Origin of the sequence: Clostridium felsineum DSM 794, assembly GCF_002006355.2 — a bacterium.
Lineage (GTDB): Bacteria > Bacillota > Clostridia > Clostridiales > Clostridiaceae > Clostridium_S > Clostridium_S felsineum.
Genome location: NZ_CP096980.1, coordinates 2,872,131 through 2,891,754, shown reverse-complemented (window position 1 = coordinate 2,891,754; position 19,624 = coordinate 2,872,131). Strand labels below are relative to the sequence as shown.

General features: G+C 29.5%; 20 protein-coding genes. All 20 read left to right on the top strand.

Annotated elements, in window-relative coordinates; translation table 11 throughout:
• The first annotated feature begins 64 nt into the window (after positions 1-64).
• The 20 genes from CLFE_RS13700 (at position 65) to CLFE_RS13605 (ending at position 19,570) form a co-directional block, all read left to right on the top strand.
• A complete protein-coding gene (locus tag CLFE_RS13700) occupies positions 65-1,339 on the top strand; it encodes an FtsK/SpoIIIE domain-containing protein (RefSeq protein ID WP_242951689.1) in 1,275 nt (424 codons plus the stop codon).
• A 21-nt stretch (positions 1,340-1,360) separates the two neighbouring features.
• Positions 1,361-1,627 carry a hypothetical protein gene (locus CLFE_RS13695; RefSeq protein ID WP_077894768.1) on the top strand — a complete coding sequence of 89 codons (267 nt, stop codon included), beginning with the start codon at positions 1,361-1,363 and terminating at the stop codon, positions 1,625-1,627.
• Between the two features lie 459 nt (positions 1,628-2,086).
• Positions 2,087-2,257 carry a hypothetical protein gene (locus tag CLFE_RS13690; RefSeq protein WP_017750486.1) on the top strand — a complete coding sequence of 57 codons (171 nt, stop codon included), beginning with the start codon at positions 2,087-2,089 and terminating at the stop codon, positions 2,255-2,257.
• 84 nt (positions 2,258-2,341) lie between these two features.
• A complete protein-coding gene (locus CLFE_RS13685) occupies positions 2,342-3,418 on the top strand; it encodes an ATPase, T2SS/T4P/T4SS family (protein WP_077894769.1) in 1,077 nt (358 codons plus the stop codon).
• Positions 3,387-4,871 carry a hypothetical protein gene (locus CLFE_RS13680; protein WP_077894770.1) on the top strand — a complete coding sequence of 495 codons (1,485 nt, stop codon included), beginning with the start codon at positions 3,387-3,389 and terminating at the stop codon, positions 4,869-4,871. The genes CLFE_RS13685 and CLFE_RS13680 overlap by 32 nt, the downstream gene beginning before the upstream one ends.
• A 10-nt stretch (positions 4,872-4,881) precedes the next feature.
• The gene (locus tag CLFE_RS13675; RefSeq protein ID WP_077894771.1) at positions 4,882-5,223 is read left to right on the top strand and encodes a hypothetical protein; all 342 of its coding nucleotides are present in this window, start codon (positions 4,882-4,884) and stop codon (positions 5,221-5,223) included.
• 128 nt (positions 5,224-5,351) lie between these two features.
• Entirely contained in the window at positions 5,352-5,504 is a 153-nt protein-coding gene (locus CLFE_RS13670) for a hypothetical protein (RefSeq protein WP_169851004.1), read from the top strand.
• A complete protein-coding gene (locus CLFE_RS13665) occupies positions 5,505-6,044 on the top strand; it encodes a hypothetical protein (protein ID WP_077894772.1) in 540 nt (179 codons plus the stop codon). It abuts the gene before it with no gap.
• Positions 6,044-6,433 (top strand): hypothetical protein, encoded by a 390-nt coding sequence (locus CLFE_RS13660; protein ID WP_077894773.1) that lies wholly within the window; start codon positions 6,044-6,046, stop codon positions 6,431-6,433. Before CLFE_RS13665 ends, CLFE_RS13660 begins: the two co-directional genes overlap by 1 nt.
• Before the next feature lie 23 nt (positions 6,434-6,456).
• On the top strand, positions 6,457-6,621 hold the full coding sequence (locus CLFE_RS13655; RefSeq protein WP_242951690.1) for a hypothetical protein: 165 nt from the start codon (positions 6,457-6,459) through the stop codon (positions 6,619-6,621).
• Positions 6,611-6,970 carry a hypothetical protein gene (locus CLFE_RS13650; protein ID WP_250944626.1) on the top strand — a complete coding sequence of 120 codons (360 nt, stop codon included), beginning with the start codon at positions 6,611-6,613 and terminating at the stop codon, positions 6,968-6,970. The genes CLFE_RS13655 and CLFE_RS13650 overlap by 11 nt, the downstream gene beginning before the upstream one ends.
• A 17-nt stretch (positions 6,971-6,987) precedes the next feature.
• The gene (locus tag CLFE_RS13645) at positions 6,988-7,776 is read left to right on the top strand and encodes a hypothetical protein (protein WP_242951692.1); all 789 of its coding nucleotides are present in this window, start codon (positions 6,988-6,990) and stop codon (positions 7,774-7,776) included.
• 57 nt (positions 7,777-7,833) lie between these two features.
• Complete coding sequence (locus tag CLFE_RS13640) at positions 7,834-8,877, top strand: InlB B-repeat-containing protein (protein ID WP_242951693.1); 1,044 nt, start codon at positions 7,834-7,836, stop codon at positions 8,875-8,877.
• A gap of 211 nt (positions 8,878-9,088) precedes the next feature.
• Positions 9,089-10,339 carry an MBL fold metallo-hydrolase gene (locus CLFE_RS13635; RefSeq protein ID WP_077894774.1) on the top strand — a complete coding sequence of 417 codons (1,251 nt, stop codon included), beginning with the start codon at positions 9,089-9,091 and terminating at the stop codon, positions 10,337-10,339.
• Positions 10,340-10,355: 16 nt separating this feature from the next.
• Positions 10,356-16,229: a trypsin-like serine peptidase gene (locus tag CLFE_RS13630; protein WP_077894775.1), complete on the top strand. Its 5,874-nt coding sequence runs from the start codon at positions 10,356-10,358 to the stop codon at positions 16,227-16,229.
• A 58-nt stretch (positions 16,230-16,287) separates the two neighbouring features.
• A complete protein-coding gene (gene avs1c / locus CLFE_RS13625; RefSeq protein ID WP_139356216.1) occupies positions 16,288-16,548 on the top strand; it encodes an AVAST type 1 anti-phage system protein Avs1c in 261 nt (86 codons plus the stop codon).
• Positions 16,549-16,909: 361 nt separating this feature from the next.
• Positions 16,910-18,106 carry a MobT family relaxase gene (gene mobT / locus CLFE_RS13620; RefSeq protein ID WP_432706050.1) on the top strand — a complete coding sequence of 399 codons (1,197 nt, stop codon included), beginning with the start codon at positions 16,910-16,912 and terminating at the stop codon, positions 18,104-18,106.
• A gap of 56 nt (positions 18,107-18,162) precedes the next feature.
• On the top strand, positions 18,163-18,384 hold the full coding sequence (locus CLFE_RS13615) for a hypothetical protein (RefSeq protein WP_017895460.1): 222 nt from the start codon (positions 18,163-18,165) through the stop codon (positions 18,382-18,384).
• Between the two features lie 65 nt (positions 18,385-18,449).
• Complete coding sequence (locus tag CLFE_RS13610) at positions 18,450-18,992, top strand: DUF6037 family protein (RefSeq protein WP_077894777.1); 543 nt, start codon at positions 18,450-18,452, stop codon at positions 18,990-18,992.
• A 77-nt stretch (positions 18,993-19,069) separates the two neighbouring features.
• Complete coding sequence (locus CLFE_RS13605) at positions 19,070-19,570, top strand: antirestriction protein ArdA (RefSeq protein WP_017895459.1); 501 nt, start codon at positions 19,070-19,072, stop codon at positions 19,568-19,570.
• The last annotated feature ends 54 nt before the right edge of the window (positions 19,571-19,624 follow it).

The following is a 19,624-nucleotide window of genomic DNA, read 5'->3' as shown; positions in this document are numbered from 1 at the left end:
TGAAGCCAGCGATAAATCGCTGGTTTTTAATTTTGCTACTGTTTCATTAATAGCAATTTTTAGTATGGTGTTTTTATTACTTAATGTAAAACAAATATTGCGTATAGATTGGAGAAACGTAAGTATTCTAAAAAATGGCACTTTACAGTTTCATATCACTTTTTATTTTGTGTTTAGTGTGATTTTTGCAGCGGCAATAAGTTTAATTTCAGCATGGCTATATTATCATTTCCAATATGATAGAATTAAGCAGCTCATGCACCGACAAAAATTAGCAAGGATGATATTAGAAAATAAATGGTATGAAGCAGAACAGGTACAGTCAAACAGTTTTTTTAAAGACATATCTTCAGGAAAGACAAAGGAAAGAATAACTCATTTTCCAAAGATATACTACAAGCTCAAAAATGGTTTGATTCATATTCAAGTAGAAATTATATTAGGTAAATATCAAGATCAGCTCTTGCATCTTGAAAAAAAGCTTGAAAGTGGTTTGTATTGTGAACTTACAGACAAGGAATTGAAGGATTCTTATGTAGAATATACGTTACTCTATGATACAATAGCAAATCGTATTTCTATAGAAGATATACAGGCTGAACATGGAAAGTTAAGATTAATGAAAAATATCTGGTGGGAATATGATAAATTACCTCATATGCTTATTGCAGGTGGTACAGGTGGCGGAAAAAGTTATTTTATCTTGACATTGATTGAAGCTCTGCTGCGTACTAATTCTACACTTTATGTTCTTGATCCTAAAAATTCGGACCTCGCAGACTTGGAAGCTGTTATGCCAAATGTTTATTGTAAAAAGGATGATATGATTGCGTGCATTGATAACTTTTATGATGGAATGATGAAGCGTAATGAGGATATGAAACAAATGGAAGGATATAAAACAGGTGAAAATTATGCTTATTTAGGATTGCCTGCTAATTTCCTCATTTTTGATGAATATGTTGCTTTTATGGAAATGATAGGAAGTAAGGAAAGTACCGCAGTTCTTAATAAGTTAAAGCAGCTTGTTATGCTTGGGAGACAGTCAGGATATTTTTTGATTCTTGCCTGCCAAAGACCAGATGCGAAATATCTTGGGGATGGGATTCGTGACCAGTTTAATTTTCGTGTAGCTTTAGGTCGTATGTCAGAAATGGGTTATGGAATGATGTTTGGTGAAACTGATAAAGACTTCTTCCTAAAGCAAATTAAAGGAAGGGGGTATGTAGATACAGGTACAAGTGTTATATCTGAATTTTATACTCCACTTGTACCTAAAGGGCATGATTTTTTAAATGAAATAGGTAAATTGGTTGTAAAAGCAGAGAAAGCAGATTAACATTTGGAGGGTCTGAATTTTATGCAAGAAGTGTATTCTATTGAAAATGTTGAGGAAATTATAGGATATGATGAATATATTAAGGACTTTGAAGAACAAACAGTGGAATATTGTAAAGCCTCTGGTACTAGATTATTACAGAATGTTTTTTCGGAATTTACTGCTGATATGGAGTGTAGCGTTTATTTAGATTATGAACAAACAAAAGCAGAATATCCTATAAGATTTGAGTTTAATATTAACGTAGAAAATGGACAAATAATAGTTGCCTATCGTGGTTTTAGTTAAGCAAGTTAAAATGATAAAAAGCAGGCAGAACGGCCAGGCGGCGTGCGAAGCGAAAGCCGCAGGGACGGGCTGACCTGCTTTTGGTGTGGCGATAGCCACGCCATTATTAGCCACCCGTATCTAACAGGGGGGCACAAATCAACAGGAAATAGGCAATAAAATAGACAGAAATCCCTTTAGTTTCAACGGGTTTCAGAAAATAAAATTAAATGTCAACTGAGGCTTAAAAGTTGACATTTAGGCATTAATTGTTTTATTAAGGTGGAAAGGAGCTTATGAATAATAATATTTAGTTTGATACTGTGACAAGGAGGTGAGTATTGAAATTAGCATTCATTTTATACGAGACAAACCATTTGGTATATGTAGCAAAACTAAAAAATAAATGATTTATTGGAACAGCTTGAAAAATAGCTGTTTTTTTATTACTCAAAAATAAAGAAAGAATGAGGTATGAAAATGAAAGAAATATTTGAACAATATGGATCAGTAATTATTGCAGCAGTAGCTATCAGCGCATTAGTAGCAATTATAGTAGTGCTTTTATCAACAGATGGAGTTGTAGCAAGTTCTTTTAAAAACTTAGTTGATGAATTCTTTAAAAGAGCAGCCAGCACTATTACAGGTTAATATCAAATAAAGTTATTAAAAAATCTATTTGAAATTAATTATTACACAAAGAGTGGATAATCTCCACTCTTGGAAAGGAGAACTATGGAACGTAGTACAAAGTGGGAATTAGTACCTGCACATTTTGGATTGCTTTGGCCATATGTTGAAGATGATAAGATCACAGACATTGATTTTAACGGTAGAGATTTATGGATTACCAATACTGATAATGAAAGAATAAAAGTGGAGGATCACGGTATAACTAAAGAATTTATTGAAAAGTTCAGTCATTATATTGCTAACAATGTAAGCAGAGCATTTAATAAGATTGAAAATCTTTTAGAAGCCGATACAGATACACTGAGAATTAGCATTGTTCATGAATCGGCTGCAATTTCTGGAAGAACAGTTTGTATCAGAATAACACTTCCTGCTGTAAGAATGACAAGAGAAAGCATAATAAAAGATGGATATTGCAACAGAGATATATTAGAGTTATTAACAAACTGTGTTAAAGCTCGTATGAATTTTGTTTTCTGTGGAGAGCCGGGAGTTGGAAAGACAGAAGGAATAAAATTCTTTTCTCAGTATATTCCAAGCAATGAGAGGGTAATTACCATTGAAGATACATCAGAACTTCATTATAGAGAAATCAATCCAGATAAAGATTGTGTAGAGCTAATAGTATCAGAAGGATTCAGTTATACAAAGGCAATTAAAACAAGTCTTCGTCAAAATCCAAAATGGCTTATGTTATCAGAAGCACGTTCAGTAGAAGTTAAATATTTGCTAGAGAGCCTATCCACCGGAATTAGAGGCTTTACAACTATTCATACAGATGATGCAAGAAAGATTCCAGATAGAATATTGAATATGCTTGAAAGCAGAATAGATGCTGACAGGATGGAAAATGACATTTATATGTTTATTGATGTAGGAATTTTAATACGTAAGAAACAAATGAGAGATGGAAAGGTTCGTAGATATATAGACCAAGTATGCTTTTTCTATAGAGAAAATGGTAGTAATATAATTTTCCCAATGGTACTTAATGGAGAGCTTGTAAAAGAGAATATACCTAAAGCTGTTATGGAGAAGTTTGAACGAATGGAAATAAAGCCGTTTGAAAGTGAAGGAGGTAACAATATTGAAGAAAAAAAGTGCACTAAGATATCTTAGATATAAAAATTTGATCAATGAGTTAGCTAAGTATGGTTATGAATATACACTTAGAAAGGCATTTATAACTTATGGAATGATTGTGCTTATGGCTGCTATTTTCGGCCTTCTTTATAAACTGGAACTGAAATATATTGCTGCTATTGGAATTATAGGATTCCTGCTTTCTCCAATGGTTACTATACAGATTATTAAGGGCAGATATCATACAACAATGTTTTCTTTAGCTAATAGCTATATGGAGCAGTTTTTATATTCTTTTAAAAGAAATGGAACTGTGCTTAGTGCATTATTAGAAACAGCTGCAATTTTTGATGAAGGAATTTTTCATGATATATTGGAAAAATCCATAGAGCATATTCAATATACAACCGATAGTGAAGATCCAGAGAGAGAAGCGTTAAATATGATAGGAGAATTCTTTAACTGTGAAAGAATTGACAATATACATGACTTTGTTATTGCAGCACAAAGACGTGGTGGTGATGTTAGTGGAAGTATTACACTGCTTACAAAGAATAGAGCTATGTGGGCGGATAGAGTATCAAATTTACAGAAAGAATTTCAGCTTGTAAAAAGAAACATAGTAATTGCTTTGGTAGCAACTTTGCTTATTTGTATTTTACCTCTTTATCTATTGGGTGGAAAATTGAATATTAGTTCCATGGAGTTATGTCAGATATCAGCAGTGGTATTAATAGGAAGTTGCATGTTAATTTATGTGAAAGCTGATAAAAAGCTTTGTAGAAGTTGGATTGAGAAGGAAGTTAATAGCACAGGAATAGGAAAAAAATATATTCAAGTCAGAGACTATGATGAGGCAAAGGAAGCAAAAGTTAGTAAAAAAATAGCCGTGATTCCAGCAGTATTATTTATCAGTGGATTTTTATATTTTAAAAATATTGTAATTGCAGTAGTAGGAATTGTAGTTGTACTTTTCTTTTTAAATCAACATAAAATTGGACATAGCCTTGCTAAGAAAAAGGTGGCAAAAGAAATTGAAAAGCAGTTTCCTAACTGGCTTATGGAAGTTGCTTTGTTATTGCAGACAGATAATGTACAAGTAGCAATTCGTAAATCCATAGATAACTCACCAGAAGTATTATTGTATGCACTAGAAAATCTTGTAGACGAGCTAGAAGAAAATCCTAATTCAATAGAACCATATCATAGATTTTTAAAGGAATACCGCAATCCTGATGTGCAGTCAGCTATGAAGATATTATATTCACTATCAAGTGGAAATTCTGGAGATGTAGCTAAGCAAGTAGAAGAATTAATTGATCGTAATAATGCACTAATGGATAAGGCAGAAAAGCTATCTCAGGAGGATAAAATAGCTGGAATGAAGGTTTATATTTTATTACCTTCTTTACTAGCTTCTTTTAAACTTATGGTTGATATGTCATTACTCCTAATGTTGTTTCTTAAAAACTTGAATTTTGGAATGTAGGAGGTAGATTATGAGTACTATAATTAAAACTTATGTAGGCATTTTCATATTCCTTATATCAATATTTTCTATGGCAGGAATTATGTCAGCTAGTATTGATGCTAGTAATGCAAGAGATTTTCACAACTCTGTAATAGCAGAAATAGAAGATGCTAACTCTGCACCAAGTGTTATTAATGCTTGTAAAAAACAGGCTTCAAGTGCTGGATATGAATTACTGATAGATAGTAACAGTGTAGTTAAAGATGAAGACGGTAAGCCTACATTAATGGAAATAATTCTAAAATATAAATATCGTATTGATTTTCTTAAAGTTATGAATACACAGCAAATTAGGGGCTTTGCAAGGTAAGGAGGATGGATTAATGAAGCTTATTATGGAGCAGTTTGGAAGCAGTATTATTTATGCTATAGCAGGAAGTAGTATGGCAGCAATTTTAATTGGATTTTTAAAGGTAATCAGTAGTTAGGAGGTACAAAATGCAGGAGATATTTGAAGAATACGGAGAGTTTGTTATTGAAGCAATAAGTGGAATACTGTTTCTTAACATTGTGGCTTATTTCTTTTTAAGTACCCCAATGGCCACAATTGTGCAGAAATTTATTACAAGTGTTATAGGGGGCAGTATATAGATGAAAGAAATATTTCAAGAATTTGGTACTGCTATTATTGCCATAATTACATCAATTCTTGTTATTGGAATTTTGTTTGGAGTATGTATTTCCAGCAAACAAGGTATTCTTGAAATCGCTGGAATACCCTTAAATAAAACAGAAATCAATTATTCTTCCTATAGTGATTTTGATTCTGTAATTACATGGCATAAACGAACTAAACCAGAAGCAGCTTACATCACATCAAAGGGAAGGTTTTTTGAGAGTGAAAATGTTGATTTTCTTGAAAGATATTATGCTAAAGATATGGAAGGTGTAATATATCCAATGGATGATGTGATTATTAAAAAGATGTTCCCAGACATTATGTTTGGCAAGGTTTTAGATATACGAAGAGCAGATGGAACAAGTATAATAAGTTCTTATTCTAAAACAGATGGAGTTATATATTTCCCTAGTGCTGGTATTTATGAAGTGTACTTTCAGATTAGAGATAAGGAAAATCTGACAAGTATTTGGAAAATACCGATTGCAGCAGATGAAAGGAGAGGCCAGTAATGAAGAATGTATTTTTAGGATTTGGAATTACAATTTGTTCTATTATAGCTATTGTAATTGTTATGACACTTTGGGGAATAAATATTAGGCAGAATGAATTAAATAATGCAGTGAATGGAGCTTTGAAGGAAACTATTGAAAATCAGTTTGACAGTAAAACCTATTCTGTAAATAGTAATGATGAACTGGTTGCTGATTTTATGGAAGCACTACTTGTGCAGGTTAATTCAGATAGCACAGTTGTTGTAAACGTCCTAGATGTGGACTATCAGAAAGGCTTATTGTCTGTTGAAGTAATAGAAAAGTATAAACACCCTATTGGAACAGAGGGACAGGTATCAGTAAAACAAACAGCAATCATGGAACAGTACAGAGTTAATATAAAATAAAATTGGGAGGAGGATTTATTAAGTTGAAAAAGCAGTTGAAGAGGCAATGTAAGAAGTATAGGAAATCTATAATATTAGTGGCTATAGTAGTAATGGCAGTCGTTTTCGTTAATATATTTATAAGTTTGAATTCAAGAGAAAAGCCTGTGAAAGTAAATGATAGTTCCCCAAAATTTAGTGCAAGATAACTATGTTCCAATTTTAAAAGGATGGAATGAGTCTAAAACATCCAAGGGAGATATTACATCTGTTCAGAAGACAAAGATGGACGGATTGATTGAAAGTTGGAAGAAAGGGGATATGTCAGATTCAGACTTGAAGAATACTATAATGAAATATTTAGATGAACAAGGCATTGATTATAAGGAAGTTAGTGTAACCAGTAAAGGATATACACTGTATGACAAGATACCAGAAGTAAATCTTAGAGATGGTGGCAATTTATATTCCTTTGTTGGTATTTACAGCACTGGAAAACAGAATTCCAATGGAACTCACAAGACAGTTTGCTATAATTGGTCAGCATTTGTATTCTAGGAAAGGAAATAAATAGAATGAAGAAAATGTGGAGAACAGGCTTAATTGGTCTGCTTTTATTTTTGTCTATATTAGGAATAACTGTTTTTAGTTCATCAACTAAAGAGGTAATGGCGAGTAGTTTTGATAATGCAGTAACATTTTATAATAACTATAGTTCTGATATTGTTTTTAAAGATGGATATTTTTATTATGCAACAAAAGGAAGAGCATCTACTGTAAATAGAAATACAACAAATTGGGGGACTATAGGTTATAGAATGAAAGTTACTACAAGTTCACAATCTACAAACATTTATTTTAATTTATCTGGCTATACCGTAGAAAGAGTGGCTGAAGTATCGTCAAGCGGATATATTTACGATTTATGCAGAATAAACCTTAGTTATGTAAAGTCAAAGTTGGCACAAACAAACAGTACAGCTTACAATGAATTTATAATTAATGGTGGCTATCTGGTAGTTGATAGCTGCATGGTAACTATTAGAATTGATAATTATGGTAATCATACAAATAGCTGTTCTATGGATGATTATGGACATTTTTGGGGAAGTGTCTATACGAATTATGATGGAATAGCAAATGCTGCACCTTGGGATAATCCAAGTTCTCTGCATAGCTATTTTAATAAAACAATAAACTATGTTACTCAATTGAAATCAAGGCAGATTGTGTATGTAAGGTATCAACAAGCTAATGGAGATTATGGGGACTATAATGTAGTAATTAATAAAGACTATGTATATGGTGAAACTGTAAAATGGTCAAGGACAGAAGATGATTGCTATAATGCTTCAAGTATTTAATATACAGCAAAAGATGCAAAGACTTCGTATATTTCTGTTACAAGAAAAAAATATACTGTGAGTGTAACCGCTGGTACAGGAATAGGCAGCGTTTTAGGTGAGGGCAGTTATTATTATGGTGCAAGCGCTACAGTCGATGCAAATGTGAAAACAGGATATACTTGGACGAGCTGGAGTGGTACGTATAATTCTAACAATAAAAAATATACTTTTACTGTAACTGACAATGTAAGTCTAAAGGCAAATGCAGAAGCAAATACCTATTATATTGTGTTTCATTCAAATGGTGGTAGTGGTGCTATGGAAACATTAACCTGCAAGTATGATATGACGTACACTTTAGCAGCAATGAGCTTTACTCCACCAGTTCATCCTAATACCTATCTAGGATGGAATACAGACCCGAATGCTTTCTCAGCTAGTTTTATGGAACGGCAGGAAATCAAGAATCTGACAAGTATAAATGGATATACCTTTAATTTCTATGTAATATGGGATTATGCACCAGATTTAACCGCTTATGACCGTTACTTTACGTTGTATGAAGCTCAAACAGGTGTAATTACAGAATCAGAGCTTTTAAGAACGGTAAAATCAATTGATAGAGAAGATGGAACAACACAGGTGAGAGTTAAAAACTATTCATCTTCAATGTTTACCAGTTTTACAAGTTCTGGAGAAGCTACTATAATATATATAACTACAGACAGCAAAAATAATACAACAGAAAAGCAGATAAAAGTTGCTATAGTTGATACAGAATCAACTAAGGAAGGACCTATGGATTTTGATGGAGTAAAAAAATACGCAAGGTTTATTAGTCCTAAGTATTACTTAGAATATTATGAGAATGGTGGTTTGGAGGCTACATCAAAGTGGAAAAGCGAAACAGATTATAGAGCTACATTAGTTGCAGCTATGAATAATGTTAAAGGCAAAAATGGCAATTGGTCGCATGTAGCACAGACTTGGGTATTCAACGAGGATGATATTTCTTTAGCTAAACAGTATGTAACTAAAAACGGTATGGGAAACTCAAAAGGTGGAAGTGTATTAGAAGGATTTTTAAGAAGTTTTAGTGCGGAAATCACTAAAAAATAGCATAGTAAATTAACTTGTAAAAATATTAATAAAATCCGAGAGAAATAATTCGGATTTTATTGGTTCTTTTACAAGTTATGGAGGATAATATAACTATATGTAGAATTATAATTTATTACATCTATAATTGGAAGTTCTTAATATAATTTAATAAATAATTATACTAGTGAAGTTTACGTGATTAATATAAAAGTAGGGTGGAGTCAAATTTATGAATGAAGTTGAAGTTATAATGTTTCAAGCGGATTGTGGAGATAGCTTTTTAGTTACGATTAAGAGTGAAAAAGAAATAAATATTCTCATTGATTGTGGGACAAGGGATACTTACTATAATTGTATTAAGCCAAAGTTAGTCGAGATGAAAAATCATAATAGACTATTAGATTTTGTTATTTTGACTCATATGCATGCGGATCATATAGAGGGAGCACTATATCTGTTTAAAGAGAATGTAAGCAATGATGTTAGTAATATTATTAAAATAGAAAATATAATTTATAATGGGATAAAAGGATTGCAAATATCTAATTATGAGAATGGTACATGTGATGAATACGATAAGGCCGTATTTGAGGGTGTACTTTCACAAGGAAAAGCAGCGTTGCAAGGTGAAGGTGGAAATGTTTCACAAAACATAAGCATGAAGCAGGAATTATTTTTATCAAGTTATATATTAAAAGGTGGTTATAGATGGAATTCATTTAGTCAATTTACTGATGGTATAATATTGGCTGATGACTTACCTAAAATAGAGATAGATAATAATACATCTATAACTTTTTTATCGCCTAATGCTGAAAATTTAAAAAATCTCAATCAATTATGGGAAAAATCTTTAAAAAAAATTAGGAAGAAAATAACGTTAATAGAAAATGATTTAACGAGAAATGCATATGAAGCATATATGTACTTGATAAGCCGTTTAGAAAGTGAACAGCTTATCCATCAAATATCTCAAGAAAGTGTAATAAATACAAAGGATGTACGCAAATTATCAAAACTTGAAATTGAACAAGATACTAAAAAAATAGAAAATGGATCTTCTATTGCATTTATGCTGACTTTTAAAGATAAAAATTTGCTTTTTTTAGGAGATTCATTTTCTGAGATATATTATAAAAATTTATTAAGACTAAAAAAAGAAGGTATGAAAACTTATTTTGATTTAATAAAAGTGTCACATCATGGTAGTAAGTTCAATATTTGTGATGAATTTTTGGAAAACTTTGATTCTGCAATATATTTAATATCAACTAATGGAAAATATGATCATCCGGATATTGAAACAATTTCCAAAATAATTAATAGAAAAATCGATATATCCAGCAATGATCAGAATAGAAGAAGTATAATTATTAGTAATGAAACACAATCCATAAAAAAATTTGATAAGAAAATTTTAAAGGATGAGTTTAATTATACAATTCGGTATTTAAGCAATGAATCTATAATTATTAAATAGGATGGGGGGGATAATAATGTTACAAGAATTAAAGAAATATATTTGTAAAATAATATGCGATGGAAATGACAAAGGGACAGGTTTTCTTGTAAATAAAAATACAATAATTACTGCTTCACACGTCATTGAAGAAGATTCTGAAAATATAATAGCTAAATTTTTAGAGTTCGGTGACAAAGTAATAGAAAGTAAATGTACTAAGATAGAAAATGAATGCGATTATGATGTTCAAATTTTAGTTTTAGATAAAGAAATAGATTTAACAGAGGTTATACCATTAAATACAAACATGGTAACTGTAGGTGCAGAATGGTATAGTTATGGATATGCAGGAGAAACTAGCCCACAGATAGCACATGTTGGAGGGATACTAACTAATGTGCATAATGCATTTAATCCTTGTGATTTTAATATAGATTTAGATGTTAAAACCGGGAATCTTACAAACTATAAAGGTTTATCTGGAGCACCATTAATAATTGATGAAAAAGTTCAAGGAATACTTATACATCAAAATGGACCGGTACTTAAAGCCATAGAATTTAGCAGGGTTAAAGAATTTCTTGGATCTGAAAACATAATTCCATTGTCTGAAAGTCAAGACGATAATGTATCAAATGTTAAATTAATTAGTTCAGAAGTTATGGAAAATTTTTATATAAATAATAAATTAAATGAAATTGTAAATAATCAGAACAAAGCAACTATAATACTGCAAGGAAGCGTTGGTATTGGTAAATCCACTTTTGTTCAATACTATAAATCTATACGAGGGGTAAAAGTAATAGGGAAATATTTTAGTAAGGTGCCACAAGATACGATGCCGATTAGTTATAGAATGTCACCAGATGTTTTTTATGAGTGGTTGAATGAGAAAATTTCTTATCAGTTAAGGGCTAGAATAATCGATACACAAAATTTACCTTATGTGAAAAAAATAGAGTATTTAGGAAAATTATTTTCAAATTTATCAATGAAGCTTAAAGAAAAGAATGAAAAAGCATTGTTTTTTATTGATGGTATTGATGAATTATCAAATAGTAGTAAAGAAGAAATACAGAGATTTCTATCCTTTATCTTAATGGCAAAATACGAAAGCATATTTTTTATAATAACATCAAATAATTATTTACAGTTGCCAATAAATTTCTTACAGTCAATTGATATACAGAATAATATTTTAGAATTTAAATTATATAATATTCAAGAAACGAAATATTACTTAGCTAAAGTATTAAATAAAGAACTTAATGGAGTTCAACTAGAAACTTTAAGTAGTAAATCTATGGGGCATCCTTTGTATTTAAGATATATTATAAATTATATTAATTTCGGATACAAAGAAGATTTAAATACTTTTATAGATGAACTTCCAACTTATAGTGGAGACATAAAAGAATATTATAATTACTTGTGGATAAAAATATCACAAAATCCACTGCAATTAAATTTTGCAGCGTACTTATCAAGAATTAGAGTTGCTATAGATAAAGTAATGTTTAGAAAGGTACTGCCTAGTGATATTAAGTTAAGTTTTGAAACTGTATTTCAACAACTTAGATATTTGTTTCTTGATGAAAACATAATTACATATTTTCATAGTTCATTTGCAGATTTTATAAATGATAAGACTGATTATATGAATAATGAAATACATCATCAAATTGCCAAAATTTGTTTGAAAAATAGTAATGAGGATTTCTCAGTTGTAAATCTTCTTTACCATTTGTCTAATGGAGAACCTGAGGATTTAGAAAAAAGTATATCTGAGTGTAATCAAAGTTGGATAGATAAATGTACAATTTTAAATGTTACTCCAGATTTAATGATGCAGGATATAAAAGGAATTTTGAGTTTAGCATGCAAAAAAGGAGATTATATATCTGTTATTAGATTATTATTATTATTAGAGAGAAGCAATTTTAGGTACAATGAAATGTTTATTAATTTCGCATTTGAAATAGCAAAAGCAGAAATATCATTTAACAGACCGGATAAAGCAATGCAATATATAATTAGAAAAAATACCTTAGTTCTTTCGTTAGAAGACACACTTTATTGTCTTGAAATGCTTATAGAGAAAAATTATTCAAAGCAAGCTAAGAATATAATAATTAAACTTGAAGCGATATTAGAAGATTATTTAGAAGATAATAAGGGAATACCTAATTTTCTTATAAGTAGTTTATTGTTAGCATATAATATGTATCAAAAGTTTGATAAGAAGAGTTCTGCCTACAAATCTAGAAACATACTTAAATTATTGTATAATAGTACAGATGCTGGAATGAAAGATTTAAATTATATTGTTGGTATTTCACTAGCATATAATTTATGGAAATATGGTGAATATTTTTCACTTGAACTTGCTAAAAAGAATAATTTAGAAGTAAATACAGATATGGCAGAATTTAATATTATGTTATTATGTAATGCATTAGATATGGAGAATAAATATCATAAAAAATATATAAATAATTACAAAACGATAGTAAAAGATATTGAAAAAATGATAGAAATTTCACCACAAGAGGATAATTATTTATGTATAGAAGCTTTAATAAACCAAAGCACAAAGTATGAACTTGTAAAAAATTTAATTGCAAAGTGCAACTATTATCAAATGAATAGCGATTTAATGAATGAGAATGGCGTTGATATATCAGCAGATAAATTTAATTCTTTTTTTGGTTACTATCGTAATGAAGGATATATGTTGTTATTAAACGAAAAATCAATAGATATTTGTGCAGAAACATTTATATATGACTGGAAAAAAGGAATTAATAATTTAATAAAATATGTAGCATGTATTTATGGAAGAGGATTATATTGTAAAGCTAATAATGATTATTCGAGTATTGAGAATGACTATACTCAATTACTAGAATTGCTTGAAAAGAAATTATTTGATTTTGATGAAAGAACAAAGTTTGAACATAGCTATAGCATACCAGAACAAATATTTCCTATTTTATTTAGATATATTACAGAATATATAACAGAATTAAAAAAAGACGAAATAGAATACTATTTGGAGTTTATTGAAAGAAAATCTTTAAATCAATTCGGAATTTATTCTGAAGGATATTTTAATGTTCTTTTTGAAGTTATATATGTTTTAATTAAAAATAATATTAACACATTATATATAAAACGAATTGTCGATTTAACTTTTAGAGAAATAAAAAATAAAGTTATGAATAGATGGGAAAGGACACCATATTTACTTAATATAATTGAAATATATAATTTGATAGAGTGTACGGAAACTGCTAAAGATGTATACTATGAGATGTTAAAGACATCTATGGGGCCAACTTGGTATAAAGAAGATCAACTTTCATTGTTAAGTGAAAGTTTTGCACCAATGAGTTCAAAGGATATTACACAGGACTTGATTAAAAGAAATTTCCTTTTGCTAGATTCAGCAGCAGGTGGGATGACATTTGAAAGATATATTAGAGTCGAGAAAGAAAGTTTAATTGGTCAATTGTGGAGAAAGTCATTTTATAATATTGCATTTAATTTTTTAAAGATTCAAATATATCCGGACATGGAAGCATTAGAATGTAATATTAAGATTGAAAATATTGATACTAACAAATATGGATTAAAAAGTTATAGAATAGCTAATAGTATTTTTTTAGATAGTTCAATATTAAATATTTTAAAAGAAGTAAAATCAAATGGAAAAGCACTAATATGGAGTTTGTCTGAAGTTTTCATGTTTGGAGATGAAAGATATTTAAATGATTATATTGTTATACAGTCTAAGATTGTTAATGAAATGAATCAAATTAGTAGTAATGATTTATCTACTTATATTGAAAGAATAATGACAATTCTAGTATGTGATTGTGATGAGATGAAAAGATATTATTTTATAAAATTATATCAAAGGCATCTTAATAAAGAAATATTTAATATTATTTTAAATAAACTTTGCAGAGTGCTAAATTTATCCAAAGATACAATAATAATTGAAACTAAAAATGCTATAGCAAAGTATGATAGTGATATTTCTACAGATGTTTCAATTAAAAAAGCCTCTGATTCAATAAAAGAAAATACAAATAAAATTAAAGATGATTTATATTTAGAAGGGACTTTTGGAAGATTTTCTGTGTTGGAAAATTGTAAAAAAGATATTGAATATGCTGATAAGGAATTAATAAAGGGAAATATTGAAACGGCTATTAATACATATCAGAAAGTTATATTAGAAATACGTAAAGGCGGATGGGATATATGGAGTGAAAATTCAGGTAAAGAAGTTAGCCATTGTTTTGAAAGTATTCTAAATGCAGCTAAAAGCCCAGAGATGATAGTTAAAAATTTAGAATCTATAATTACAGATGATAATTATTGTAGATATTGGATAATAGCAAATAGATTATATAATTTTATTGGAAATCAATGTGGAGAGTTAGAAAAACAGAAGATTATTTCTGAAATATTTGATCACCTTGAAACCATTGTAATCCCTAATTCACAATATAGCTATAAGTATAATGATATAACAAAATGGGATTTAGTAAGAGATGAAGAACAAGTTTTATTAGAACTTATTCTATGGTTAGCATGGTATCCTGATCCATTTGTCTCACAGAAAATTATTGATTTATTACCTTGGTTAATTAAAACTAACAAGGAATACTTGAAGAATACATTACTATTATGTTTTAGCGAAGATATTAACATTTCAGAACTTTGTGTAACTATATGCTTATATTTATCTGATAAACAAGATGAACAATTGTGGAGTTTAATTTATAATTATGAATTATTAGGAAAAATAATATCTTCTAATAATTTTATTCTAAAATCAACATTTTTACAGATATATAATAATTATTGTAACATACATCTAGATGCTCAAATATATGTTGAAACAATTGAGAGTTATTTTAAATCACAAGATTTCAGCAAAGTAGAAAATTTAGATTGTGATTGCACGAATATTAGCTTTTTAAAAAAAGCAGATAAAAAATTTATTATAGCTAAGCTAATACATCATGATGGAGTATTAAGTGACATTAAAAAAGAATTAATTAATAACATAATAAGTGAAATAACACCTAGAAGTATAGATGAGCTTGAAAAGTTAAATTTTGCTTTATGTAAATCATTTAATAGGAATACTGTGCATTTTGGATATTCACATATGTTATTATATAAAAGTTTGAACATGGTATTAAATAAATATATACTTCGAGAAAAAAGTGAAATTATAGCAAATGATATTAGAAGAATAAATCCGTATTTTCCAAGCCCTAAAGTGGAAAGCTTTAATTGTTATTTGAGAGCAGAAAAACTTAAAAAGTTATTATATAGTCAAGGAAAATTCGATGATTTATTGATTAATGAATGTACATTTGACGGAGATAATATAGTATTGTATTATTGCAATTATTCATATGATAAAGAGCAAGGTTTAAATAATATAAATTTAGAAACATATCTTGTGCCACAAAATGATACAATAGATAAATATTCATTAAATATAAGTAGAGAAAGCAAATATTATTCTAATCAATATATACATGAAGAAACTAATGATAAGACTGATATTATTTGCACAGTAAATTTAGTGATGCCTACTCTTGTAAAAGGTAGATCAATAGCACAAATTCTACCTACTACAAAATTTAAAAGAATTATAAGGGCAACAGATAATGACTTTAAGATGGATATATGGAATAGTGGAAGAGTATGGAGTGATTCTTGTGGGTTAGCGAAGAATGAAGGGTGTCAAGTTATAATAAATTCAAAACAAGCTAATAATTTTCCAAAAGACAGGAAACTAATATATAAAATATCCGATGACATTAAAACAATATTTTTAGATATGCATGAACATACAATAATTGAAGTAGATGGATATTAAGAAAATTTATAGTATAGAGATTGTATAATTTTTTTACTTATTATAAGGAGTGATTTTAATGAATACAAATGCTATGAATATACCGCATACGAGAAAGGAATTTGAACATAGAATGAATCTATTGGAAGTAGCAATAAGAGATGGAAAAATGAAATTTGCATCTCAATGTTTGGGTGTAGTTGATAGTTTAATGAAAGTTAGAAGAATGGATAATGGGAGGATAGATTTACTTACAGTTGATGAGGCAGCTAGGCTACAAGCTAATATGATGAGTAATAGTATATTTGATATGAATATGTTAAGTAATGAAGAAGGGTAATAAATACAATGGACGATATTATATTTATTATCAATATAATTGGATCTGCAATAGTCATTCTCATTAAGATAATAAAAAAGTATTAAGGTAATAACCAGAACAGCGAGATTAAACATAAGGATAGAACAAAAATTGTTTTATTGGTGAGTATCTTTGTAGTAGAGACTTATGTATAATCTGTAGAAAATAAATTATTTATATAGTAGAGGTCAAGAGAAAATTCTTGGCCTATTTTTTTATGTAAATTTTTATAGATGTATAAAAATAAATATCACATGTTCGTAAAGAACATTAAAAATAAGGCATATGTCAGCTAATTATTAAAAGTTGATATGCGCTTTTTTGATTGGAGGAATTTTTATTGGAAGAAAGCTCATGGGTAAAAGAATTGAAAGAAAAGAGGGGAGAATATGGCATTTCACAAAATAAGCTTGCGGTAGCTGCTGGTATTACAAGGCAGTATTTAAGTGACATTGAAACTGGTAAGGTTAGGCCGTCAGCAGAGCTTCAAATATCTATTTCAAAAGCATTAGAACGGTTTAATCCAGATTCACCGCTAGAAATGCTATTTGACTATGTTAGAATTCGTTTTCCAACACTTGATGTTAAGCACATTGTAGAAGGTGTTTTAAGGCTAAAACTCTCCTATATGCTTCATGAAGATTACGGATTCTATTCTTATTCAGAACATTATTGTATGGGTGATATTTTTGTACTTGTATCTGGTGAAGAAGAAAAAGGTGTGCTTGTAGAGATGAAAGGGCGTGGTTGTCGTCAATTTGAAAATTATCTTTTGGCACAAGAGCGAAGCTGGTATGAATTTTTTATGGATGCACTGGTAGAAGGGGGCGTAATGAAACGTCTTGATCTTGCTATAAATGATAAGGTTGGAATTTTAAATATTCCTAATCTCACAGAAAAATGCAGAAATGAAGAATGCATTTCAGTTTTTCGTAGTTTTAAGAATTATAGAAGTGGTGAGCTTGTACGCAGAGATGAAAAGGAATGTATGGGAAATACCCTGTATATTGGTTCGCTTCAAAGTGAAGTTTACTTTTGCATCTATGAAAAAGATTATGAACAGTATAAGAAAAACAATATTCCAATAGAAGATGCGGAAGTAAAAAATCGTTTTGAAATAAGACTTAAAAATGAAAGAGCTTATTATGCACTTAAAGATTTGATGTTTTATGACAATCCAGAGAGCACAGCTTTTAAAATTATTAATCGCTATGTTCGTTTTGTGGATAAAGATGATGATAAGCCGCGTAGTGATTGGAAATTAAATGATGAATGGGCATGGTTTATAGGAGAAAATAGAGACTCCATGAAGCTTACTACTAAACCAGAACCTTATTCATTTAGAAGAACTTTAAATTGGCTTTCTCGTCAAGTTGCCCCAACTTTAAAAATGGCTATGAAGCTTGATGAAATTAATAATACAAAGTTTATAAATGAGATTATCACCAATGCAAAACTGAAAGAAAGACATGAAAAGATTTTAAAGCAGCAGGCAGCTACAGTTAAGGAGGTGATAACAGGTCCTATTCTAAAGTAAGAGAGGATTATAGGTTACCTTTATAAACCTAAATATATTATACGAGGAGATAATTTATGAATTTTGGACAAAATTTATACAATTGGTTTTTATCAAATGCACAGTCTTTAGTACTTATGGCAATTGTTTTTATTGGAGTTTACTTAGGCTTCAAACGTGAGTTTTCAAAGCTTATAGGGTTCTTAGTTATTGCATTGATTGCCGTTGGACTTGTATTTAACGCAGCAGGTGTTAAAGATATTCTATTACAATTATTCAATAAAATTATAGGTGCATAGCGGTTTGTTGAAACACTGCTGATTACTTGATATAATAATTAAAAGTATTCTAGGGGGTGTTTCCTATGATCAAATTAAATTTACATGATTTGTATGTGGATATTTTGAAACATAATAAGACTTATGATATTTTTGATTATACTCATAATGGTGTAGAATTTAATGTTATGTTTGATGTGAATTGTGAACCATTTAAACTGACTCTTATAAAAAAAAGAAGTACACTTTATCTTATTTTAGATGTATTGCCTGGCTATCAAATCAATACATATCTAGGTGATAAACTGAAAATATTAAAAGATATGCTTGAATTGAAAGATGGCAAAACTAAATTTTCCACAAATAAGTTTTTTGAAGAATTTAATCAAAGGATTCCTCATGTGATATCTAATGAAAAAATATCCAAATCAACACTTAGCAAAATATATAATTGTGAGGAAAGCGATAAACTCTATATAAAAAGACTAGTTGATTGGGATAAGCATCCAAAGTCAGGGAAAAATGCTACACCAGAAAATCATGAAAAAACTAGATTATTATATCCAGAAATTTACGAAAGAATTAAAGGAAAAAATATAAGTGTTTTTTATACTGATAAAGAAGAATAGTTTTTAAAAGCAGTGAATCTATTTAGATTTGCTGTTTTTTTTATACCTAATTTTAGAAAGGATGTGTTTTTTATTATATGGAAATGCAAGTTTACATTGCCAATCTAGGCAAATACAATGAAGGTGAGCTAGTTGGTGCTTGGTTCACTCCACCAATTGATATAGAAGATATGAAGGAGAAAATCGGCTTAAATAATGAATATGAAGAGTATGCTATACACGATTATGAGCTTCCTTTTGATATTGACGAATATACTCCAATCGAGGAAATTAATCGTTTATGTGCTTTGGCTGAAGAACTTGAAGGAACACCTATTGAATTTGAAATGAGAGAAATTCAGACAAACTTCTTCAGCAGTTTTGAAGAAATGGCAGAACATGTTGACGACATTATCTATTATCCAGATTGTGATGATATGGAAGATGTAGCACGTTACGTTATTGAAGAAACAGGAACATTTGGAGAAATACCAGTTAGTCTTCAAGATTATATTGACTATGAATCTTATGGACGAGATTTAGAGTTAAATGGAAACTTTCTTGTTACAGCTCATGGTGTTTTTGAATATATAGGATAACAATTAAATAACTGATTTTATATGGCAGTTCTTATTTATGGAACTGCCTTTTTT

Bases quoted from the DNA above. Each gene is read 5' to 3' on its own strand.
- avs1c (WP_139356216.1), top strand. From the start codon at position 16,288: ATGAATACAAATGCTATGAATATACCGCATACGAGAAAGGAATTTGAA.
- CLFE_RS13615 (WP_017895460.1), top strand. From the start codon at position 18,163: ATGAATTTTGGACAAAATTTATACAATTGGTTTTTATCAAATGCACAG.
- CLFE_RS13675 (WP_077894771.1), top strand. From the start codon at position 4,882: ATGAGTACTATAATTAAAACTTATGTAGGCATTTTCATATTCCTTATA.
- CLFE_RS13645 (WP_242951692.1), top strand. From the start codon at position 6,988: ATGAAGAAAATGTGGAGAACAGGCTTAATTGGTCTGCTTTTATTTTTG.
- CLFE_RS13635 (WP_077894774.1), top strand. From the start codon at position 9,089: ATGAATGAAGTTGAAGTTATAATGTTTCAAGCGGATTGTGGAGATAGC.
- CLFE_RS13605 (WP_017895459.1), top strand. From the start codon at position 19,070: ATGGAAATGCAAGTTTACATTGCCAATCTAGGCAAATACAATGAAGGT.
- CLFE_RS13665 (WP_077894772.1), top strand. From the start codon at position 5,505: ATGAAAGAAATATTTCAAGAATTTGGTACTGCTATTATTGCCATAATT.
- CLFE_RS13700 (WP_242951689.1), top strand. From the start codon at position 65: ATGGTGTTTTTATTACTTAATGTAAAACAAATATTGCGTATAGATTGG.
- CLFE_RS13660 (WP_077894773.1), top strand. From the start codon at position 6,044: ATGAAGAATGTATTTTTAGGATTTGGAATTACAATTTGTTCTATTATA.
- CLFE_RS13630 (WP_077894775.1), top strand. From the start codon at position 10,356: ATGTTACAAGAATTAAAGAAATATATTTGTAAAATAATATGCGATGGA.
- CLFE_RS13610 (WP_077894777.1), top strand. From the start codon at position 18,450: ATGATCAAATTAAATTTACATGATTTGTATGTGGATATTTTGAAACAT.
- CLFE_RS13695 (WP_077894768.1), top strand. From the start codon at position 1,361: ATGCAAGAAGTGTATTCTATTGAAAATGTTGAGGAAATTATAGGATAT.
- CLFE_RS13685 (WP_077894769.1), top strand. From the start codon at position 2,342: ATGGAACGTAGTACAAAGTGGGAATTAGTACCTGCACATTTTGGATTG.
- CLFE_RS13690 (WP_017750486.1), top strand. From the start codon at position 2,087: ATGAAAGAAATATTTGAACAATATGGATCAGTAATTATTGCAGCAGTA.
- CLFE_RS13670 (WP_169851004.1), top strand. From the start codon at position 5,352: ATGCAGGAGATATTTGAAGAATACGGAGAGTTTGTTATTGAAGCAATA.